This is a genomic window from Ruegeria sp. AP11 (assembly GCF_056535865.1).
Map to the genome: position 1 here is coordinate 1,368,102 of NZ_JBQFJB010000001.1, position 21,030 is coordinate 1,389,131.

General features: G+C 54.7%; 20 protein-coding genes. 14 read left to right on the forward strand and 6 right to left on the reverse strand.

The features are described 5' to 3' along the window. Nucleotides 1-38 precede the first annotated feature (38 nt). A complete protein-coding gene (locus ACR3E4_RS07120; RefSeq protein ID WP_480533586.1) occupies nt 39-737 on the reverse strand; it encodes a YrbL family protein in 699 nt (232 codons plus the stop codon). A gap of 45 nt (nt 738-782) precedes the next feature. After that, on the reverse strand, nt 783-956 hold the full coding sequence (locus ACR3E4_RS07125) for a zinc-finger domain-containing protein (protein ID WP_480533588.1): 174 nt from the start codon (nt 954-956) through the stop codon (nt 783-785). Between the two features lie 87 nt (nt 957-1,043). Here ACR3E4_RS07125 and ACR3E4_RS07130 point away from each other — a divergent pair, with 87 nt between their 5' ends. After that, nucleotides 1,044-2,036: an ABC transporter ATP-binding protein gene (locus ACR3E4_RS07130; RefSeq protein ID WP_480533782.1), complete on the forward strand. Its 993-nt coding sequence runs from the start codon at nt 1,044-1,046 to the stop codon at nt 2,034-2,036. On the opposite strand, the gene ACR3E4_RS07135 is transcribed toward ACR3E4_RS07130, so the two are convergent. Next, a complete protein-coding gene (locus ACR3E4_RS07135; RefSeq protein WP_480533590.1) occupies nt 2,033-2,500 on the reverse strand; it encodes a DUF1203 domain-containing protein in 468 nt (155 codons plus the stop codon). The two genes, ACR3E4_RS07130 and ACR3E4_RS07135, sit on opposite strands and share 4 nt — an antisense overlap. Nucleotides 2,501-2,684: 184 nt before the next feature. Here ACR3E4_RS07135 and ACR3E4_RS07140 point away from each other — a divergent pair, with 184 nt between their 5' ends. Beyond that, nucleotides 2,685-3,623: a DMT family transporter gene (locus ACR3E4_RS07140; RefSeq protein ID WP_480533592.1), complete on the forward strand. Its 939-nt coding sequence runs from the start codon at nt 2,685-2,687 to the stop codon at nt 3,621-3,623. A 61-nt stretch (nt 3,624-3,684) separates the two neighbouring features. Here ACR3E4_RS07140 and ACR3E4_RS07145 read toward each other — a convergent pair whose 3' ends face one another. Continuing rightward, entirely contained in the window at nt 3,685-4,797 is a 1,113-nt protein-coding gene (locus ACR3E4_RS07145; RefSeq protein WP_480533594.1) for an S-(hydroxymethyl)glutathione dehydrogenase/class III alcohol dehydrogenase, read from the reverse strand. Nucleotides 4,798-4,927: 130 nt separating this feature from the next. Between ACR3E4_RS07145 and ACR3E4_RS07150 the strand changes: the two genes are divergently transcribed. Beyond that, nucleotides 4,928-5,215 carry an I78 family peptidase inhibitor gene (locus tag ACR3E4_RS07150; RefSeq protein WP_480533596.1) on the forward strand — a complete coding sequence of 96 codons (288 nt, stop codon included), beginning with the start codon at nt 4,928-4,930 and terminating at the stop codon, nt 5,213-5,215. A 2-nt stretch (nt 5,216-5,217) separates the two neighbouring features. Here ACR3E4_RS07150 and ACR3E4_RS07155 read toward each other — a convergent pair whose 3' ends face one another. Continuing rightward, nucleotides 5,218-5,943 carry an SDR family NAD(P)-dependent oxidoreductase gene (locus ACR3E4_RS07155; protein ID WP_480533598.1) on the reverse strand — a complete coding sequence of 242 codons (726 nt, stop codon included), beginning with the start codon at nt 5,941-5,943 and terminating at the stop codon, nt 5,218-5,220. Nucleotides 5,944-6,137: 194 nt separating this feature from the next. Between ACR3E4_RS07155 and ACR3E4_RS07160 the strand changes: the two genes are divergently transcribed. Genes ACR3E4_RS07160 through ACR3E4_RS07175 form a run of 4 tightly spaced genes read left to right on the forward strand, consistent with a single transcriptional unit; the run spans nt 6,138 to nt 9,814 of the window. Continuing rightward, nucleotides 6,138-7,466, forward strand: coding sequence for an NAD(P)/FAD-dependent oxidoreductase (locus ACR3E4_RS07160; protein ID WP_480533600.1), 1,329 nt, complete (start codon nt 6,138-6,140; stop codon nt 7,464-7,466). Further along, a complete protein-coding gene (locus tag ACR3E4_RS07165) occupies nt 7,423-7,959 on the forward strand; it encodes a hypothetical protein (RefSeq protein WP_480533602.1) in 537 nt (178 codons plus the stop codon). Before ACR3E4_RS07160 ends, ACR3E4_RS07165 begins: the two co-directional genes overlap by 44 nt. Continuing rightward, complete coding sequence (locus ACR3E4_RS07170; RefSeq protein ID WP_480533604.1) at nt 7,959-9,182, forward strand: MFS transporter; 1,224 nt, start codon at nt 7,959-7,961, stop codon at nt 9,180-9,182. The genes ACR3E4_RS07165 and ACR3E4_RS07170 overlap by 1 nt, the downstream gene beginning before the upstream one ends. Then, a complete protein-coding gene (locus ACR3E4_RS07175) occupies nt 9,179-9,814 on the forward strand; it encodes a DUF3833 family protein (RefSeq protein ID WP_480533606.1) in 636 nt (211 codons plus the stop codon). Before ACR3E4_RS07170 ends, ACR3E4_RS07175 begins: the two co-directional genes overlap by 4 nt. A 462-nt stretch (nt 9,815-10,276) precedes the next feature. On the opposite strand, the gene ACR3E4_RS07180 is transcribed toward ACR3E4_RS07175, so the two are convergent. Continuing rightward, nucleotides 10,277-12,916 (reverse strand): hypothetical protein, encoded by a 2,640-nt coding sequence (locus ACR3E4_RS07180; protein ID WP_480533608.1) that lies wholly within the window; start codon nt 12,914-12,916, stop codon nt 10,277-10,279. Nucleotides 12,917-13,590: 674 nt separating this feature from the next. Here ACR3E4_RS07180 and ACR3E4_RS07185 point away from each other — a divergent pair. The 7 genes from ACR3E4_RS07185 (at nt 13,591) to ACR3E4_RS07215 (ending at nt 21,017) form a co-directional block, all read left to right on the forward strand. After that, a complete protein-coding gene (locus ACR3E4_RS07185) occupies nt 13,591-14,775 on the forward strand; it encodes a tyrosine-type recombinase/integrase (RefSeq protein ID WP_480533610.1) in 1,185 nt (394 codons plus the stop codon). Between the two features lie 196 nt (nt 14,776-14,971). Then, the gene (locus tag ACR3E4_RS07190) at nt 14,972-15,673 is read left to right on the forward strand and encodes a hypothetical protein (RefSeq protein WP_480533612.1); all 702 of its coding nucleotides are present in this window, start codon (nt 14,972-14,974) and stop codon (nt 15,671-15,673) included. A gap of 39 nt (nt 15,674-15,712) precedes the next feature. Continuing rightward, complete coding sequence (locus ACR3E4_RS07195; RefSeq protein WP_480533614.1) at nt 15,713-16,003, forward strand: helix-turn-helix transcriptional regulator; 291 nt, start codon at nt 15,713-15,715, stop codon at nt 16,001-16,003. A 133-nt stretch (nt 16,004-16,136) separates the two neighbouring features. Continuing rightward, nucleotides 16,137-16,364: a hypothetical protein gene (locus tag ACR3E4_RS07200; RefSeq protein ID WP_480533616.1), complete on the forward strand. Its 228-nt coding sequence runs from the start codon at nt 16,137-16,139 to the stop codon at nt 16,362-16,364. Between the two features lie 180 nt (nt 16,365-16,544). Next, nucleotides 16,545-17,300 carry a hypothetical protein gene (locus ACR3E4_RS07205; RefSeq protein ID WP_480533618.1) on the forward strand — a complete coding sequence of 252 codons (756 nt, stop codon included), beginning with the start codon at nt 16,545-16,547 and terminating at the stop codon, nt 17,298-17,300. 9 nt (nt 17,301-17,309) lie between these two features. Next, nucleotides 17,310-17,696: a hypothetical protein gene (locus tag ACR3E4_RS07210; RefSeq protein WP_480533620.1), complete on the forward strand. Its 387-nt coding sequence runs from the start codon at nt 17,310-17,312 to the stop codon at nt 17,694-17,696. A gap of 393 nt (nt 17,697-18,089) precedes the next feature. Next, nucleotides 18,090-21,017, forward strand: coding sequence for a lipase family protein (locus ACR3E4_RS07215; protein ID WP_480533622.1), 2,928 nt, complete (start codon nt 18,090-18,092; stop codon nt 21,015-21,017). The last annotated feature ends 13 nt before the right edge of the window (nt 21,018-21,030 follow it).

The window sequence follows — 21,030 nt, forward strand, 5'->3', positions numbered from 1 at the left end:
CAAGTTGTATCGAATGCTTGTGGAAAAGACGAGGCCGGTCACAATCCTGAAACGCCATCGGACGCAGGCGTCGGGACGCCCGAGAACCTGCGCGTATCAGGGTGCCAATCAAGCCCCGTTTTCTGCGCAATGACTGCGAACTGACGGCTTAGTGACCGGTCATTGAGACGCTTGGACATGCTGCGAAGGGGCACAAGGTTCCGCTCACCGTAGCCATCGATCAGGAAGAAGGCCGGGGCGTTGTTGCGAACCCCGTAAACAATGTTTGATCGTTTGACGTCCCGCGCCACGATGTGCAGATCGAACATTTTGGCGACAAATACGTTCAGATCTTCGAGAATCGCAGCCGTCATCCGGCCCTGACCCGTAATCGCGCCAAGCTTTTCAGCCAAAGCGCCATCCGACCCGCTGATCCGCTCGACCGCCACGCCTGGTCCGCGTGTGGTCTGAACCACACCCAGCATACGCGACAGCGGCGAGTCTTCGATCTGCGCTCCGAGTTTGAGCGCCGCGCGCAACTCGCACTCGATCTCTTTCAGCGTGTTGCGATAGCGCGCGCCGGGTGCCAGCTTCCACGCCAGACGTTTGCCCCATCGGTGCGACACGCGATCCTCGGCGCGGGTGAACACCTTGATCAACAGATCGGGCTGGCCGGGGAAATCATAGACGCTGCGGACGGTGCCGTTTGCGATGGGCTGGCTGTCGGAAAGGTCAATAGTCTTGGCTGCGAACAGCATCCTGTCTCCTCTCCGGTTGCACGATGGGTGCCGCGATCGGGCCGATCAGCCCTCGCGCCCCTGCAGCACGTATTTGCAGTCGCAATAGGGGCATTCGACCCAACCGGTATCCTCGGGAATCTGCAGCCAGACGCGCGGGTGGCCCAACGCACCTTCGCCGCCATCGCAGGCGACACGGGTGGTTTCGACGATCCTGGTTTCGGGCGCTTCGATGGTCACGGCTGGCGATCCTTCTTCGGTTGTCGGCCTCGCGGGCATGTACTAGGTGCGTTTATGAGCGATGAGCAAACCAGGGGCAAGAGCCACATGAGCGATGCGGCAATCAGGATCGAAGGGCTGCGCAAGACCTATCGCGGCGGCAAGGGCCAGCCTGAGAAACAGGCGCTGAAGGGGATCGACCTGACGATCCCGCGTGGTTCGGTCTTTGGATTGCTGGGGCCGAACGGAGCCGGCAAATCGACCCTGATCAACATCCTTGCGGGTCTGGTGGTGAAATCGGCGGGTGCCGTATCGATCTGGGGTTTCGATCAGGACCGCAACCCGCGCCAGTCACGCGCTGCCATCGGTGTGATGCCACAAGAGCTGAACCTAGACCCTTTCTTTACCCCGCGCGGCGCACTGGAGGTTCAGGCTGGCCTATACGGCGTGCCGAAAGCCGAACGACGCAGCGACGAGATTCTGGAGCTGGTGGGCCTCAGCGACAAGGCCGAGGCCTATGCCCGCACGCTTTCGGGCGGGATGCGGCGTCGGCTGCTGCTGGCGAAGGCGCTGGTGCATCACCCCAAGATTCTGGTGCTGGACGAACCAACTGCGGGCGTGGACATTGAGCTGCGCCAGATGCTCTGGGCCAATGTGCGCAGGCTGAACGAACAGGGTATGACCATCATCCTGACCACGCATTATCTGGAAGAAGCGCAGGAAATGTGTGGCGAGATAGCCATCATCAATCAGGGTGAGAAGGTGGCGCAGGACAGCACCGCCAACCTGCTGGGCCGCATGGACAGCCGCACTATGGTGATTGTGCCCGACAGCCCGGTCCAAAACCTGCCCGCGACCGAGAATGTCGCTGCTTCGTTGCGGGACGACGGTGATCTGGTGCTGCAATACCACAGCAACAAAACCAGCGCTGAGCAGGTTCTGGAAGCCGTCCGCGCCGCTGGCATCCGCATCCGCGACGTCCGCACCGAGGAAGCCGACCTTGAAGACGTCTTCCTTGCCCTGACTTCAAGCCGGTCCGACGGTCTGCCCCCGGACGACCCAGATCAGCCGCGCCGTGGCCTGCACCGCGTCAAGCTTTAAGCCCGATCAATCCGCGCCTGATAGCAATTGTTCAACGCCGATCGGATGTGGATATAAGACACATCCGCGCGGGCAAAGATCGCCTTGGCCGCGTCCTGCAACTTCGCCTGCGGCGTGATGATCCCGGTGCCGTAGACGATCCGGTCATCTGCCCCGTATCCCTTGATCAGGTAGTTGGGCGAGGTGGTCAGCGCTTCGGGCAGTACCGCAGCCGCGTCGTGACGCCTGCAAGACTCTGCGCACAGGAAAATCGGCCCGGTTTCGGCATAGGGTTGCGCTTGGGGAAAGGGCCGGTGCGCCAGTACCAGCATCTCTTTGCCTTTTGGTATGTAAGCCAGGCAATGGCGACATGGGTTCCCTCCGCCATCTGAGATCGCTTGCTCGGGCGGGTTGCCATAGGCGTCCGGCGCACCATTGCGGTAGGCCTCAACCTGATCTGTCGGAAGCGCAGTGATTTTTTGCATAATAAGTCTCCTTGCATTGAACCGATCATGCTTCTGCCGGGTCCCGCCTTCGACCCGTTTCCTGCGCATTGCAAATGCTGCAACCCTGCTGATCAAAAATGTTAGCGGTAAAATTTACTCTATTCGTGCCTGCTTTTTGGGTCTAAGCAGTCCGCAACACCCCAAACTCATCGAGGCCGCTGACATGAGCGCTCAAGACACCACCCTGCGCGGGTTAGGGTTTGCATTTCTGGGATTTGCGATCTTTGCCTCCCATGACGTGCTGATCAAAGTGCTGGGCGGCACCTATTCGGTGCTGCAGATCATCTTCTTCGCCACGCTGTTTTCTTTTGTGCCCATGGCCGTCACGATTCTGGCCGACCGGACCACCGGCAACTTTGTCCCGCGCCACCCCTGGCTGATCCTGTTGCGCTCGGCGCTGATGATCACCGCAATGTCTTGCGCATTCTACGCATTCTCGGTTCTGCCACTGGCCGAGGTTTACTCGCTGCTGTTTTCCTTTCCGCTGATCGTGACGGTTCTGTCGATCCCGGTATTGGGCGAAGTTGTCCGCGCCCAACGCTGGGCTGCGGTCGGAGTGGGCCTGATCGGCGTACTGATAGTCCTGCGCCCGGGCGCGACCGAGATTACCTTGGGCCATATGGCCGCGCTGATGGCCGCATTTTGCAGCGCCTTCGCCTCGGTTCTGGTGCGAAAGATCGGCAATGAGGAACGTTCGGCCGTTCTGATCCTCTATCCGATGCTGTTGGCCATTGTGGTCATGAGCCTTGCGCAGCCAGTGGTCTATCAGGCGCCGTCCCTGCTGCATCTGGCGATGATGGCGCTGGTGGGTGTGCTATCGGTGATCGCACAACATCTGATCATCCTCGCATACCGCGCTGCGCCTGCTGGCGTGATCGCCCCAAGCCAGTACAGCCAGATCATCTGGGCCACGATCTTCGGAGTGATCTTCTTTGGTGAGCATCCGGATATCTGGGTCGCGGTCGGGGCCAGCATCATCATCGCCTCGGGCGTTTTTGTGGTCTGGCGCGAAAGCCGGGTAAACACGACATCCGCGAATACCCCGGTTCTGCGGGTCCGATCGCCCCGGTCAGATACCGGGGCATCACGCCCGGGGAAGTGATCAAACGCAAATGGCGCGCCGGTTAGCGCGCCGTACAAATTGTTTCTTCCGATTTAGGGTCTCAGTACACAACCACCGAGCGGATGCTTTCGCCTTTGTGCATCAGGTCGAAACCGTGATTGATGTCGTTCAGCCCCATGGTGTGGGTGATCATCGGGTCGATCTCGATCTTGCCTTCCATGTACCAGTCAACGATCGTCGGCACATCGGTCCGGCCGCGTGCGCCACCGAAGGCGGTGCCGCGCCACGAACGACCGGTAACCAGTTGGAACGGACGTGTCGAGATTTCGGCCCCCGCGGGCGCCACGCCGATGATGATCGACTCGCCCCAACCTTTATGCGCTGATTCCAGCGCCGCGCGCATCACGCCCACGTTGCCGGTGGCGTCAAAGGTGTAATCCCCGCCGCCCTTGGTCAGATCAACCAGATAAGGCACCAGATCGCCTTCGACCTCATTCGGATTCACGAAATCGGTCATGCCGAATTTGGTGGCCATCTCCACCTTTGACGGGTTCAGGTCAACACCGACGATTTGATCAGCCCCGGCCAGACGCAGGCCCTGAATAACGTTCAGACCGATACCACCCAGACCGAACACGATGGCGCGGCTGCCGATTTCCACCTTGGCTGTGTTGATCACTGCGCCGATACCGGTGGTCACACCGCAGCCGATATAGCAGATCTTGTCGAAGGGCGCGTCCTCACGCACTTTGGCCAGCGCGATTTCCGGCAGAACCGTGTGGTTCGAGAAGGTCGAACACCCCATGTAGTGCAGGATCGGATCACCATCCAAGGTCGAGAAACGGGAGGTCCCGTCGGGCATCAGGCCCTGTCCCTGCGTCGAGCGGATCGCCTGACACAGGTTGGTCTTGGGATGCAGGCAATATTCGCACTCGCGACACTCGGGGGTATAAAGCGGGATCACGTGATCACCGGGCTTCAGGCTGGTGACGCCGGGGCCGACCTCGACCACCACGCCCGCGCCTTCGTGGCCCAGAATGGCGGGAAACAGCCCCTCGGGGTCAGCACCCGACAGGGTGAATTCGTCGGTGTGGCAAATGCCGGTTGCCTTGATCTCGACCAGAACCTCACCCGCTTTGGGGCCTTCCAGATTCACGTCCATCACTTCCAAAGGTTTGCCTGCCTGAACGGCAACGGCGGCACGGGTACGCATGGTGCTTGTCTCCCTGTCTAATTCGCCCCGACCCTGCGTCAATTGCAGGGTGTTTTCAACTGCGCTTTCATGACAGGGTGGCTAAAGCTTTGATATTTCAGAAACGACATTGACGGAAAGAGGAACGCCAATGCACCGATTTATTCCCATCCTGTGTCTTCTGGCCGCCTGTGCCGAGACCACCGAGATTGCGGACCCTGCCCCGCTGGCCGACACGCCTCCGGTTGATCTGGCCTTTTGCGAAGGTGAGCCGTTTGCCGATGCGGTCGGTCAGCCGGTCTCGGCCATTCAGGCGCAACTGCCCGAGCGGTCGCGCGTTCTGGGCCCGGACGATATTGCAACGCAGGATTACCGGATTGACCGGCTGAATGTGTATGTGAACGGCGCGGGCATTGTCCAACGCCTCACCTGCGGCTGAGGTCATTTCCCGCGATAGATCAGAACATCCGGCAAATAATCGATCAGACGTATCACCCATGAAAAGGGCGCGGGGAAATCGGTGCGGAAGCGGCGGCGTGACATGGCGCGAAGGACACGGTCGGCCGCGTCCTCGGGCGTCATCAGCATGGGCATCCTGAAACTGTTCTTGTCGGTCAGCCGGGTCTTGATAAAGCCCGGATTGACGATGCGCACCGTCACACCGGACCCCGCCAGATCGTGCCGCATGGTTTCCGCCAGTGAGATCAGGGCCGCCTTGCTGGCCCCATAAGAAATAGCGTTGGGCAGGCCGTGATACCCGGATAGCGATCCGATCAGGGTGATATCCCCGCGACCTTTGCGCACAAATTCGGGCACCGTTTCCCCCAACACCCGCAGCGCGCCGGAATAATTGACGTCGCTGATGGCCAATGAGGCCTCGGTATCCCAATCCGCGGTACGGATCGGCTCATAAGCCCCGGCATTGTAGACCAGCGCATCGACGGCTCCGACCTCGGCCACGGCACGGCGCACGGTGTCGAGATCCGTCACATCCATCGGCACAGCGCGGGCATTGGGCAGCGTGCTGCAAATCTCGGCCAACCGCCCGGCGTTGCGGGCGGACAGGACCAGATGCGCGCCTTCGCGGCTCAGCATTTCGGCCAAGACGCGGCCCAGCCCTTCGCTGGCGCCAATGATCCAATAGGTTTTTCCGCTGAAGCTGCTCATATCCGCGCCATTCATGCTCTGTTGGGAGGTGTACGACCCGGTGGCGATGTTGGATCACGCAGTCCCGGCGTTACGGTGCATCAGGTCACCGAACATCACAAGCTGGTGCGACTGCAAAAAAAACTTCTGATCCAATTGATCCACTGCCCCATATCCTGCGTATCTTATTGTAAAAGCCGAATAACGAGGATGGAATGTTCGACGAAACCCGGGGCGTACGCAAGAAAATCGCAGTCATAGGCGCGGGCATTTCAGGTCTCTCCGCAGCTTATTACCTTTCCGAAAACCACGATATCACCGTGTTCGAGGCCGAGCCGCGCCTGGGCGGTCACGCCCGCACGGTGATGGCGGGCCGCAATGGTGACCAGCCGGTCGATACCGGGTTCATCGTTTTCAACTATGCCACATACCCGTATCTGACACGCTTGTTCGACGAGTTGAACGTGCCGGTCACGAAATCCGAGATGAGCTTTGGCGCCACCATCGACAATGGCCGCATCGAATACGGTCTTAACAATCTGCGCACGCTGACGGCGCAGAAACGCAATCTGGCCCGTCCAGCCTATTACAAGATGATCGCCGACATTCTACGCTTTGGCAAAGAGGCCCCCGAGGCCGCACAGGACGATGACACCACAATCGGAGAGTTGGTGGATCAACTGCGCCTTGGCCATTGGTTCCGGCACAACTACCTAATGCCCATGTGCGGCGCGATCTGGTCAACGCCGGTCGAGTTCGTCGATCAGTTCCCTGCCCGCTCGCTGGTGCAGTTTTTCCGCAATCACGCGCTGCTGGCCTCGGGTCGTGCCAATCAGCACCAGTGGTACACCGTGAAAGGCGGCAGTATCGAATATGTCCGCCGGATCGAAGCTGTGTTGCGTGCGCGCGGTGCCGACATCCGTCTGGCCGCGCCTGTGCAGCGGATCGAACGGCATGATCTGGGTGTGACCGTCCATGAGGGTGGCGAGGCTGCTCTGTATGACGAGATCATTCTGGCCACCCATTCCGATCAGTCCCTCGCAATTCTCGGCGATGCCGCGACCAAAGATGAAAAAGCCGCGCTCGGCGCGATCAGATATCAACCGAACACAGCCATCCTTCATTGCGATCCCAACCAGATGCCCCGGCGGCGCGCCTGCTGGTCCAGTTGGACCTACCGGTCGCAAAAGGGCAATGTTGGGGTCACATATTGGATGAACCGACTTCAAAACATCCCCGACAACGACCCGCTGTTCGTGACGCTGAACGCTGCATCGGAAATCCCGGCAGACAAAATCTATGATCAGGTCGAATTCGCCCATCCGGTGTTCGACAAAGCTGCCTTGCGTGCGCAAGGGCAAATCCGCGCGATGCAGGGACAGAACCGAACCTGGTTTGCTGGTGCGTATAACCGGCATGGATTTCACGAAGACGGGATTGCCAGCGCAATGCATGTTGTCGAACGCATCACCGGCCTCCCGCAGATTATTGGAGCTGACAATGGTATTTCTGAGAATGAACCGGCCGTTCCTGTCTCGGCTTAACCTTGGCGCGGCTTTGATGTCGCTGGCGCTACTGACCCCGGCGGGATTGGCGGCGTCACCTGTTTTTGGCGTTCTTAACGATGCCGAGCTGCGCGGCACGGCAACCTTCCGTTATTTGGGTGTCCCGATTTATGACGCACAGCTTTTCACCCAAGACGGCGCGCCCTTGAACTGGGCGAAAGACTTTGGGCTCGAGCTTCGCTATCGCCGAAACCTGTCCAAAAAAGCGTTGGTGAATTCGACTCTCGATGAGATGAAACGGATCGGACAGGCGTCCCCTGTTCGCGATCAGTTAGAGGTCTGCTTCGGTGCCGTCAGCAAGGGCGATCGTTATCTCGCGATTTCGCAGGGTCCGAACCGGGTCGGGTTCTGGCTGAACGGCCAGAAAGTCTGCACGATGTCATATCCGGGCATCAAACGCAGCTTCATGTCGATCTTTCTGGGTGAAAACACCCAGTCCGCCGCGTTCACGCGGGCGCTGAAAGGGCAGTGATGCTGTATCCGCGTGTCAGCCTCTATGCGCTGATGCTTGCTGCGGCGGGAATCCCGCTTTACATCCACCTGCCGCGTTTTGCTGCCGTTAATCTGGGCATCGGGCTGGGTGCAATCGGCACCGTGCTACTGGTGATCCGATTGATCGATCTGGTGCAGGATCCGCTGATTGGATGGGCGATTGACCGCTGGCCCGGCGCGCAGGTTCTGTTTGCCGCTGCTGCCGCGCTGGGTCTTGCAATCGGGTTTCCCTTGCTGTTCGGCCTACCAGACGGAGCCAGTATCGCCGTATTAGTATCTATACTGCTCCTGTTATTCTCGGCCTACAGCCTCGGGACAATCCTGCTGTATGGCCGCAGTGCGACGCTCGCCAAACAGACCAATCCGAAAGAGCTGATGACTTTGGCCGCTTTCCGGGAGGGAGGGCAGCTGACCGGTGTCGTCATCGCTGCCGCCGCGCCTGCCTTGTTCGTGGCCCTTGGCAGCGGGGCACAGGGATATCCGGCTTTTGGATTGTTCCTGGGCATTTTGTCCGTGGTGACGTTGGCCGTGACATTGCCGATGTGGCGACGTGCACCGATTACCGGGCACGGCCTGTCCATTGCCGGGCTTGGTCAGGCTGGCGCGCTGCGCCTGCTTGCGCTGGCATTGGTCAACAGCCTTCCCGTCGCCATCACCTCGACCCTGTTTCTATTCTTTGTCGAGGACCGGCTGCAACTGCCTGGCAAAGCCGGACCTCTGCTGATCCTGTTCTTCCTCAGTGCCGGAGTAAGTGTGCCGTTCTGGGCAAAGCTTAGCAATCGAATCGGCCCGAAACAGACTCTGATTATCGCCATGCCGCTGGCCATTCTCGGCTTTGTCGGAGCCGCCCTTCTGGCACCCGGAGATCTGGCCGGTTTCGCCATCATCTGCCTTACCTCGGGTGCAGCCCTCGGGGCGGATATGGTTGTGTTGCCTGCCATGTTTTCGGTCGTTCTGACCCGGGCCGGGCTGAACGCCTCGGCCGCGTTCGGCATCTGGTCTTTCGCGGGCAAGCTGGGGCTCGCTCTGGCTGCTTTCTTCACCCTGCCGTTGTTGGAACGCAGCGGATTCACACCGGGACAGGCCAATTCAGCCGAGGCGTTGAATACGCTCACCCTCGCCTATGCGGTGTTGCCCTGCATCCTGAAACTCGGAGCGTTTGGCATGGTTCTGACGCTGCCGACCGAGGTCTCTGCCAAATGAAAATGCTTCTGATCTGTCTGCTTGCTCTTTTTGCTCTGCTGGTTGCGAAAACCCGGTTCTTCAGCTTCCGATCGCAATCGCCCGACGACTACAGTGGGACCGGGCCTGAATTTTCGCTGCAAGACAATCTGAACGGAGAGCTTCTGTCAGAGGGTCTGATCTATGGCCCCGGCGGTAAGATGTCGAACAGCTTTGTCGCGCGTATGGTAGGCGAGTGGAACGGAAATACCGGTACGCTGACCGAGTATTTCACCTATTCCAACGGCAAACAAATGAGCCGCAAGTGGTATCTGACATTGGATACCGGTAACAGCTTCATCGCAATGGCCGACGACATTGTAGGCGAAGGCAAGGGCATGATCTCGGGCGCGACCGTGAAACTGACCTATCGGATCATCCTGCCCGAGGACGCCGGGGGCCACACCTTGGATGTGACCGACTGGATGTACCTGACCGAGAACGGGGCGATCATGAACCGGTCCGAGATGCGCAAATTCGGCATCAAGGTGGCCGAACTGATCGCTACGATGCGCCCGGCCCCCGAAATGGAATCGACCCGTCTGCATGGTGCAAACGGACACGATACAGATTCTGAATTGAGGTTTTTGCAAGGATCGCCCGCCGGAATCTGACCGCGGCCACTATCCTTGCATGGCTTGCTATATATTCGACTAAACCAAGCATACCAAAGACGTTCCTGCCGATCATCAGTCGAACCCTGAGGAGTTCCCTGTAGGCAAAACCGTCCCCCCAGAACCCCGATGGTACGGCGCGCCAAACTCGTACCCCCTCAGGAAATCATCAGACATATTCCAGACGCGCCGTGCCAGCTTGGTAGCGTGATGAGATGTCCGGAATGTGTCTGATAGATTAAACTTTGCTGTTAGAATTCCCCGTTCGCTATTCCCCCATCGTGACACGCGGGCGCACGGTCACAATCGATCCGGGCAGACACAAGGGATACTCCGCATCTGTATCGTGCGTGGCAGGCTCTGGGGTCAGAAGTGCATTGCGACACGCTGTGACCATTGTTCCAGTGTCTACTTCTCAGCCCGTCGCATTGACGGCAACCAGCCCCAGAGCCTGATCTGCATTTAGATGAAGTCGGTGTTATCGAGGATAACTCCTTCAACCAGAATGGAATTGCCATTCCACTCGACCAGTGTATCACCGTCAATCACTGTCAGCGTCAGGTCTGCGAAACTTGGTGCATTTTCAATCTGGATCAGGTCTATCCCATCGTCGAAGCCCCTGATTTCATTGTCATCAAACGCGTCACCACGGAAGATGATTGTGTCGACGTCACCATCGTTGTCGAGACGCGCAACATCATTGCCTCCACGGAACACCATTGTATCATTCCCCGCGCCTGCTCGGAAATAGTCACTCTTTGAGCTGCGGTCGATATAGTCATCGTCATAATCCGTCCCGCGCAGGCGTTCGATGCTCACAAGAGTATCAACGCTTCCGAAGCCATCTGTCACGGTGCCGGATTGCATTCTTGCGACGATTCCCGAAGTGCCGCCAAGATCGTCATCATTGTGATAGCTAACCTCGTCACGTCCTTTGCGGCCGTTAAAATAGTCGTTGCCAGCAAACCCGATGAAATAGTTGTCTTCATCTCCTCCGTACATGACGTCACGGAGCATGGTACCTTCAACGCCTTCGATTTTCACCAATCGGTCCGTTTCGCCATCAGGGCCTCTTACGTAATCCTTGTTCTTCTTTGCCCCCAGATCGACGCGAATGCCTCTTTCCAGCAATTCAGGGTTCCAAAATGTTTCTCGGTAACTGACGACATCAAAACCCGAACCGCCGTCATACCGGTCTTTCCCGCCAAGGTCGGAAATATAGTCATCACCAGCCAGAGCCTTCACGAGGTCATCGCCAGCACCTGACTTCAAATCATCCCCTGACCAGTCAGTGTCCGGACCTCCGGCGAAATTCGATCCATAATAGACACCGTCATAGGCGGTCACGGCCCTCCACAACTCCCAAAGGTCCGGCTCTTCGGCGTAGTACCCGGCGAACCAGGCCAGATCGACCCTTAGGTTCGTCGCTTCCATCAGCTTGAAGCCATAATCATTGTAGAAGGTAATGGAAGTGATATAGCCACCAGAATATGTGCCGGAGTCGAACCAACCACCGCGGGTTGTTGCCGAACCGGTTTCATAGCTATGCCATTCCGCATCTTCGATGCCCAAAACCGCAGTGTCCCAATTTCGGGTGCGATCATAACCAAAGCTACCGCTGTCATGGACAAAGCGAATACCTTCCTGATCAATCTCGGGCATGTAGCCGATGTCATCAAGGATCGCTTCGCTAAAGTCTGTGTAGCGATGAAAGCCTTGGTTGCCGTCAAACCATCGCACGTTGGGCGTAAACCGACCCGCTGAGGCACCCCCCTCATTGTCTTGCAACCCGGTATACGTGATGCTGCCCGGGCTACTGAACGTCACGATCGAACCAATGCCGTTGTTGCTGATCTCTGTTGAAAGATCGGCCTCGGACATGCCGTCGAATTCGATCTCTGCACTGTTTCCCAAACCATCCTCGAAGATCAGCAAGGCGTCGCCATCTCCAGAAGAACCGACTGTCCAATCACCCGATGCGTATTCGTCAACTTCAATTGAATCCTCGCCGAATACAAATTCATCGATGGTGTAGAAAAAATCTTTGCCAGAGAAACGGAATGCGTCGTTCCCGTCGCCGCCCCTGATGTAACCACTGCCATTTACGAAAATGAACTCGTCATCGCCATCACGACCGTCGAAGAACACATTGCTCTTGCCCCCGGTATTCATAAACGTGTCTGAAAAATTGGATCCGCGAAAACCCTCTATACTTCTGAAACTGTCGTAATCGCCCGATCCGTCACGCACCAATCTATTTTCAACGTCAATAATTACACCGTCGTTTGCGCCGAAACGGTCGCCCCGATCATAACGGAGAATGTCATATCCGCCCTTGCCGTGAAAATAATCACGCCCTTGGAGTCCGATAAATACGTTGTCCGCACCATCTCCGACAAATTCATCGTCTCGGAAGGTACCCCGAAAAAACTCGATATTCTTTACTGCGTCCTTTTTCCCATCATATCCCTTCACGTAATCTTTGTTCTTCTTCGCGCTCAAATTCACGCTGATACCGCGATAGGCCTGGTTAGGATTCCAGAATGCGGCATCATAAGTTAATGTGTCAAAACCACTGCCACCGTCATAATAATCTTTTCCACCTCGATCAGAGATATAATCATCTCCGCCGCGTGTTCTTACGTCATCCGACCCTATTCCGGTTGTTACATCGTCATAGACGCTCGATCCCCGGAAATTCATCCCTCCCGCGATCAGCGCATCATACAACCCCCAAAGTCTTGGTTCGACATTGTAGTAGAAGTTGAACAGTGGAAGCCGATAATCAATATCTGTAATTTGGGCGATCGTATTCCCCAGATCATCAAGATATGTAATTGAATCGATTACGCCTGAGGTGAACACATACCCACCATCAAGCAATGACGATCCGCCTGAATCAGGACCTGTTAAAACCTCTGTTTCAACGGCGCCGCTAAACCCGAAATTTATTGTAAAGGCATCCCGCGTTGGATCGTAGGTATTTGCTACGGTGTCGAATTCAAAAGTAGCGCCGGAAGTTGACAGCGCAGTCAGATCAAAGTCCCGAAATCGCCCAACCCGATAAAAGCCCTGATTGGTGTCGAAATACTGAAAAGTCATTTTGCCCCCCTTAAATACGCCAAAGCAAAGAGGGAACGGGGGCAAAAAAGCCCCAAATACCACAACCCCCCTTTCCCAATTACTTAATTGTGTTCGAGAATTCTTTTCTGTGTCAAGAGATGGCAGGTTTCTAAAAAAGGCAATGAAAATAGTAATTTGAAGCTCGAAGCACAACCAAAGGAATTGCGATCAGAATTCCGCTCAACTAATATCTCCGCAAACACTCTAGTTCTTTTTGAGAGTTTTTAATTGATTCGCGTCAGGTACATAATATCCGCATTCCCGGATCGGGTACCTTTGATTTTCGCATGGTTTGCGCAAAGTCTTTGCCCGGCGTTGAGGTTGCAGGTTCTAGACCCGTTGATTTACAGCCAGAAGGCGGACACAAACAGACCTTGTGGCAACTTCAATTTTCGCACCACGACAAGTCTTTGTTTCATCTAAAAAGTGGTGAGCCGTGCAGGATTCGAACCTGCGACCCACTGATTAAAAGAACGGCCAGAGCCATTTCTCTGTATTTCTCCAGATTTCGCCACACTGACAAAAATGAAGCAAAAACAGTAATTTAAGTTGACCGTCGCTGCGCCTTGAATTCATGACTTACTCCAGAATTCGCCGCCATTTGCTTCCGTATAGCTTCCGGAAGCAGGCCGGAAGCAAGGAGTGTTCTGGATATGTTCAAACTGACCAAACGCGCAGTTGAGGGGCTTTCAATTGAGGCCAAGGAGTACCTTGTCTGGGACCGAGACATGCGCGGCTTTGGGCTGCGGGTCTATCCGTCTGGCAAGAAGACCTATCTGGTTCAGTACCGGGCCGGACGTCGGACGAGACGGATCACCATCGGCCAACATGGCGTTCTGACCGCCGAGGAAGCGCGGACGCAGGCGAAGCAGCTTCTGGGCGACGTGGCGCGCGGATCGGACCCCTCCGCTGAAAAACAAGCCAAACGGCGCGCACCAACCGTGGCGGGCCTCTGTGATCGGTTCCTAGAGGAATATGTCGACCAGCATTGCAAGCCGACCACCGCGCGCGACTATCACAGTGTCATTCGCCGGTTCATCCGTCCCAAACTTGGCCCCATCCCGATTGCCGAGGTAACCCGCGCCGATGTGGTGGCGTTTCACCACGGGCTGCGGGAAACCCCCTATCAGGCCAACCGGGCGGCAGCGATGTTATCAAAGCTGTTCAATATGGCTGAGGATTGGGGATTGCGGCAACCCGGATCGAACCCCGCGCGCCGGATCAAGAAGTTCCGAGAAGAAGAAAAGAAGCGTTACCTGTTAGACGAGGAACAGATACGGCTTGGTGAAGTGCTGGCGGAAGCGCTGGAAGAGGGTACAGAGACCGTTTACGTAGTCTCGGCACTCCTGCTGCTGATCTACACCGGATGCCGTCTGAGCGAGATTCTGACGCTGCGCTGGGACTATGTAACCTCGCACCATCTGGAACTGCCTGACAGCAAGACCGGGCGTCGTCGCATTCCTCTACCAAGGGAAGCTTATGACATCCTGATGGACCTTCCCCGTCTGCCGGGGAACCCCTACGTAATATTAGGCGAGTCCGATACTGGACCACTCAACAATCTGCAAAAGCCATGGCGGCGTATACGTAAGGCGGCGGGTTTGGAAGATGTCCGCATTCACGACTTACGGCACACCTATGCCTCCGTCGCCATGAAAGACGGGATCGACCCGTTCACGCTAAAAGAGATTATGGGCCATAAGAACCTGACAACAACTTTGCGTTATGCGCACCTCGCCGATGATGCTGTTCAGCGCGCAGCGGGGTCGGTTGCCGCCCGTCTGGCACGTGCCGTGCGCAAGGATGAACGGGTCACCGCTTTGCGGGTCGTCCAGTAGCTACCTAGTTACTTATACGTTACATAGGCCCTATGTAGGCGCTAATTTGTTAAGTAACTAAAGGGCGATACTCCCTACGTAATATATACATAGAGAAAGATTGGCGCTGCCTCTTTGAATGTTCTCGGCATTCCCAAGTGGCGTTTCTACGTATACGAATCACACTGAGCAATAAGCCATGCGCGGAGCTGAGATTGTGGCAGAAGATATTGAGGGCGGTCTGACCTTGCGGGAAGAAATAGACCGCAACCTATCCGGTGAACTGGTAGACAGGATGCGCAATCTTATCGAGGCGGGGCGAGACGAGGCTCTTTACCGAGAACGGCTTGTTCACATCCTGACACGATATCAAAGTTATCTCACAAACGCGCCTAAAGTGATGCGCATTGAGCGGCGTAAGCAACTAACCACTCTGCATGACAAAGCACGGGGCTTTCTGGCTGCCTTGAGTGCTTTGCATCCCGAAGTCAGGCAATCTCTTGAGAGTGTCTTAGATTCCCAAGCATTGGACGACAGATGGCAGAGTTTCGGTGCTTTTGACCTCGAACAACCGCTTCCGGAAGATGATAAAAGCTTGGACCGTGCGCAATCAGCGGCAAGCAAAATCGTTGAAGCGTCCCGTGCCGAGTTGGACTTATTGGACGAAACCAAAGGCGCTAAGAAAGGCAGCGCCAACCCTGCGCTTGACCAGCTGTTGATTGACTTGGCTGCGCTCTATGAAACGGAAACCGACCACTCCGCTGCCTCACATTGCTATCGAGACGAGACATCGAAAGACGAGTTTGGCGGTAAATTCTTCAACATGGCTAAAGCCATTCTGGATACCTACGCACCGAAGAGCTACGGCACACCTGTCGCACTCGGCAACCGTATTAATCGCGCCCTAAAAGACACCTAAACTTTCACATCACATAGGATCGAATTTGAAACCTATGAGATGTTACCGATTGATTCGAGAACGCTGCAATCTGCCTTTAACGAAATTCAAAACAGTGAGGCCAAGATGCACACACAATCTAACCCAGACTACTTTGATCACCTGATCGATGAGAAAGCGGCTGCAGACTATCTGTGCTATTCAGTCCGCGCTTTGCAAAACTGGCGTGTGCGTGGTGGTGGACCGCTCTTCATCAAAGTGTCTGGCCGCTCTGTCCGCTACACGCGTGGCGATCTGCAAAGATGGATTGCTGAAAAGCGGGTCGCCAATACCAGCGCCGCACCTTCCTGATATTCGAGTTTTGCCCGCTCAGAGTTGGCAGCGCTGAGCGGGATTTTGGGGCCGGATGGCTCTCAGGGGCGCGGGGTGTCGCCACCTCGTGCCCTTTCTGTGCCTGCCAAACGGTTCAAACAAGGAGTTCACCATGACACAGCAACCCGCGTTCAAATTCAAAATCGGGCTCATCACCGCGACAATCTGGGACAATGACGGCTTCTTTTCCGTCGACATCTCGCGGTCCTACAAGACCGCAGAGGGCGATTGGCGCACCACCAGCGCCTTTTCTCATAATGACCTGCTCAACGTTGCCAAATGCGCGGAACGTGCAGAAAACTGGATTTCACGCAAGCAAGCAGCAGCAGCCAGCCAATGATATCCGCCGGGCGTCCAGCCCGGCCCCAAAACAATAGCTGCCCCGCCGGAGGCACTATCGAAGGGCGCGTAGCGCCCGTCCCTTTTCCCAACCTCAACCAGATCGCGCGGCATTCGCCGAAAGAGGGGGGTGATTGTAGCACCCCCCTCTGGAAATACCGGAACCCAAGGAACCCCAATAATGCAAGTTGTTCATCGTGGATTCGACACTATCGCACTTTCTATTCAAGCAAATATCTCTCAGGAGCTTTTCGATTTGTTGAGCACAGAACGTGAGAGAGCCGAGGAAGAACGGCATCCGGTTCCCTTCAACTATGGCGGCGCGGAATTTGATTTGTTGCCCCACGGTGGCAACGGATATCGCTTTATCCTCAAAGGCGGGCCTCTGGACGTCACTTGGTTCTTCAAGAAGCCAAATGCGCGGGACCCGTGGGGCATTCGGGTGTCGGTTGGTTCAACACTGCTGGCGACGCACGGCCTCGGGTACGCGCGGTCCTATATTGATAAGATCCTAGCAAGGCTGGGAATCCGGTTTGAATCGCACCAAGTCAGCATCGGTCGCGCGGATTTCTGTATTGATATTCTGGCACCAGAGTTTGAACTGGTTCCGGAAAACTTCGTTATTCACAGCCACACCAACCGCGCCGACTATCTTACCACTCAAGACGACATGCGCAGTAATGGTAAATCTGGTCAGTTTACATCAGTTACGGTCGGCAAAATGCCGGGACGGCAGGTCATCATTTATGACAAGCGTCGCGAAGTAATTGATAAGAAAAAACCGATCTGGTGGGATATCTGGAACGCAAACCTTGAGCGGGATGATTTGCCGCCACTGGACCACTCAGATGCGTCGCAGAGCCGAGTGTGGCGTATTGAGGTGCGCGCCGGAAAAGACTTGCTTAAGGATCGTTGGCAGATCAGGACATGGCCTTAATTCGACGCCATGTTCGGCGATGTCATTTCCGAGGCCTTGCAGAAGATACGCTACTGTGAGCCTGATCCTGATGACAGTAATCGCGCCCGATGGTCCAATCATGAAATTTGGGACTTGGTTGCTGGATCGTCGGAGGATGACTTGCAGGAAATGCGCAGCCACATCGACGCAACCAAAATTAAGCACGTACATCGCGCCGAGCAAATTAGGTTGATATCGGCGCAAATTGCTGGCCTTGGGATCACGCTGGCCGCGCTGGAAGATACTCAGGAAAGTGAGTTGAGCAATTTCATGGATAGTGTTGGAGGCAGGCTCGCAGAGAGCGTAAAGGCTAATCCTGAGCGCGCCGCAAACAAGCTGCATGAAGCCAAGAACAGATATCGGTTCATTGCGTAGACCGCAGACGAGCACCTGCCTTCTTTTGTGCAGTATCCGTTTGGGCAATTTGAGCCCTGAGCCGCCATTGCCGTCCCGTCGAGATGCTCCGGGTGCAGTCGGCAAGTCACAGCCCCAAGCTCCATAATCAAGACATTCAAAGTATCGTATTTGTTTGCGTTTTTTTCGTCCCAAGAACTTTTCAAGATCTACCGCGCGGCACCCATTACTAGCTCAAGTGAGGCGCGCGAACTGTTAGATTGATTATAACACTGCCCCCAACTCTTAAATCTGACAGCGGGCCATTCTTCGGGAAAAGTACCTAAAAGACGCGAAAACCTAGAACTATTGACCCAAATGACGAGTACAGCTTAGCCTGCCAGAAGTTAATTAGTGCTGTTTGGAGAACGTGGTATGAGTATGACGGACTATTTCTTGAATGAAGATTTTAACGACGGCGTTCTCAACGGAGAGCCTTGGACTTATCGCAATGATGTAGAAGAAACGTCAGGTTACTTGCTTCTCACGATGTCCGCGACTGATCAACGCGCCAATGCGATTGTGACATTTCCTGAGAGTTTGTTTGAAGCTTCGATTAACTACGATCTTTTCATGCACTCGACCGGATCAAATTTTCTCGGCGAAAATAGCATGTACTTCACGACTGCTGATGGCGAATTCATTGAGGTGCGATTTTATACATCGAGCTCCACTCATGGCCCAGACTATGGTTACGATCCAAACAACTACGATCTACCTAAGCTATCAATATTCTACCCAGATGGCTCGCGCGACGACATTTATTCAACCGGGGCAAATACTTCGACTTTTTTTGATACGTGGACCGAAGTAACAATCAACTTTGACTCTTCCAGTGGATCTATATCTGTCGACATGGAGTCTGACGGCCTTGTCGATATTAGCTTTTCCAACGCAGAACTCGTCGGTGCCACTCTGGATCAATATACGCTTGGCACATATGGCTGGTACACTGGCCACTATTCGAGAGTGGATAATTTCTCCGTTGAAGGAAGCACACAGCCATCTCAGAACACGCTAGTTTTCTTTGATGGCTTCGACCGCTCCGATAGCGAGACGGTCGGAAATGGCTGGGTCGAGGTACATGAAACGCAGCCCAGCGAAACTGCATTTGGTTCTTCCACACTCAGTATTGCTGGGGGTAATTTAGCGTTCAACTACGATGCCGAAGGCAACCTGCCACTTCCCAGTGATCTTCTACAACCGTATATGACACAGGATCTGCCTACCGACCTCGGAGAGACAGGTTTCGAAATTCAATTCACTTTTACACCAGGTGACGATGAACGCGTCAGCCACTTTGTAGGTGTAGCAGACTCGAGTTCCGGACAATATCTAGCGGAAGTCATTGGGCCAACATTCTACATTCCAGGCTCCGGCTTCGGTATAGAACTGTATCGCTCAGACGATACGACTTTGAACTCGGGTTTTACCCTTTATCGGTTCGATGAAGACCACAACTTCGAATTCGACAATTTCCTGAGCCAAGAAATAGTCCTCACTAGGGAATTCACTTCATTTCAATTCGAACAAGAAGATCAGATCGACGTATCCTTTCAGGTCACAACTGAAGGCGCTTGGACTGTTAACATCTCAAACGGGGCAATCACAGACACATTCACCGGCGTAACAGATGCGCTCACAGAAACCTTTGATCAAGTGGTGATGTCATCCATTTATGCGGGCCTCTACGGCATAGACGGCTCTATTATCTACGACGCAAATCAAACCGAGATCGTAAGGTTTGACGATTTGGCAGTTTACGCGTTGGGTGATGCCGAGCCACCTGAACCAGAAGTCGAAGGGTTCGAGTTTTCGTTCACTAACGTCTCGATGCTTGCGGCATCGTCATATCATTTGTTGGATAACTCGACTGAGGATCCTTCGTTCAATCAATACAATGCGGATGGAGAAGACGCGTTTGACTACTTGTTCGGTAACAACGGCCAAACTGATCTCGAACTTGTAACCTCTTCTGAAATGAGCTCTCTCGACGCTGACGGTTTTTTTGTCAACCGGCACGCTGCGGCGATGGTGGCGCGGACTGGAGACACCTTGGTATTGTCTTTTCGTGGTACCAACGACGTTGAATTCCTGGGAAATTTCTTAGCAAACGAAATCTGGAACGATGTATCGGAAGGTGTACGGAACGCCAGAGCAGACACGATAGCCTATTTTGAGGTATTAAGTGAACTAGCAAGAGGAAACCCCGGAAATGCTTTGCAGGGCGTACTTGATCGTGCAGTAGACCGAATAACTTCTAGAATTCTCGATGGAGCGGACGAACCGCTCCCACCTGACGTTTCAGATTGGTTTGATATGCAAAGCCACTGGAACCTATTCGCTGAGTTCTTTTTCGATCTAGAGAACTATGTTGCATCTAATCCTGAGATATCGAAAATTTTCGTTACGGGTCATAGCTTGGGGGCCGCCATGGCGAATGCCTTCATGCTAGCCAACCCTGAAGGTGTCGATTATGCTGGTCGCTCAATAGAATTCGAAAGTGTAACATTTGCTACGCCCGGAGTAGATAGTGGTTTACACGATGTACTAGGACTTTCTTTCCCACCCGAACCCAATAACGAAGACGGGCGTGTTACGAACTTTATTCATACCGGTGACATAATCAATTTATCAACGTCACGGCTGGCTGATTTTTTGAATCGAAATACCGCATACGTAGGTGAATTGAAGCCTCTTGATCTCCAGTGGAGAGGCGATGCAGATGTGCAGCCTGAATTTATTGAGGAGCACAGTATTTTAGCCTACCTAGCAAGCTCCACCGTTTTGGATGAAGCAGGCTTTTCCCTGTCCGATTTTCAAATTGGTGGCGCGGAGATTGACATGCTCTCGAATGCCGCTTTGCGTATGAGAGATTATGGTGATTCTGTTGGCGGGGACTTAGAAAGCACTGGTTTCATCCTGACAACTAGAGATAACGATGCATATGTAGCCACGGCTGGAGATGATTTTATAAGAATTCAAAGCCGCACTGCTACAGTTGGCCTAGAAGGCAATGACTTCTTTGTCTTCGTAGATACAAATGAATTTGACTCCACCGGTGCGGGTGTGATTTTGAGACCGGAGGATGGTATCGATACACTTTCTGGATTTGACCCGAACAGGCATTATATTGCCCTCACAGGATACTCGGATTCGTCGTACGACCCTCGAACGGTCGATGGCGATCTCGAACTAGACTTTCATTTCGGCGGAAGAGTTATTCTAAGTGACTTAGGAAATATTGATGATACTGTAATTAACATCATTACACTTGATAGCGATAACTTTTCGTTTGTTTAGCGCTTGTCCTGAC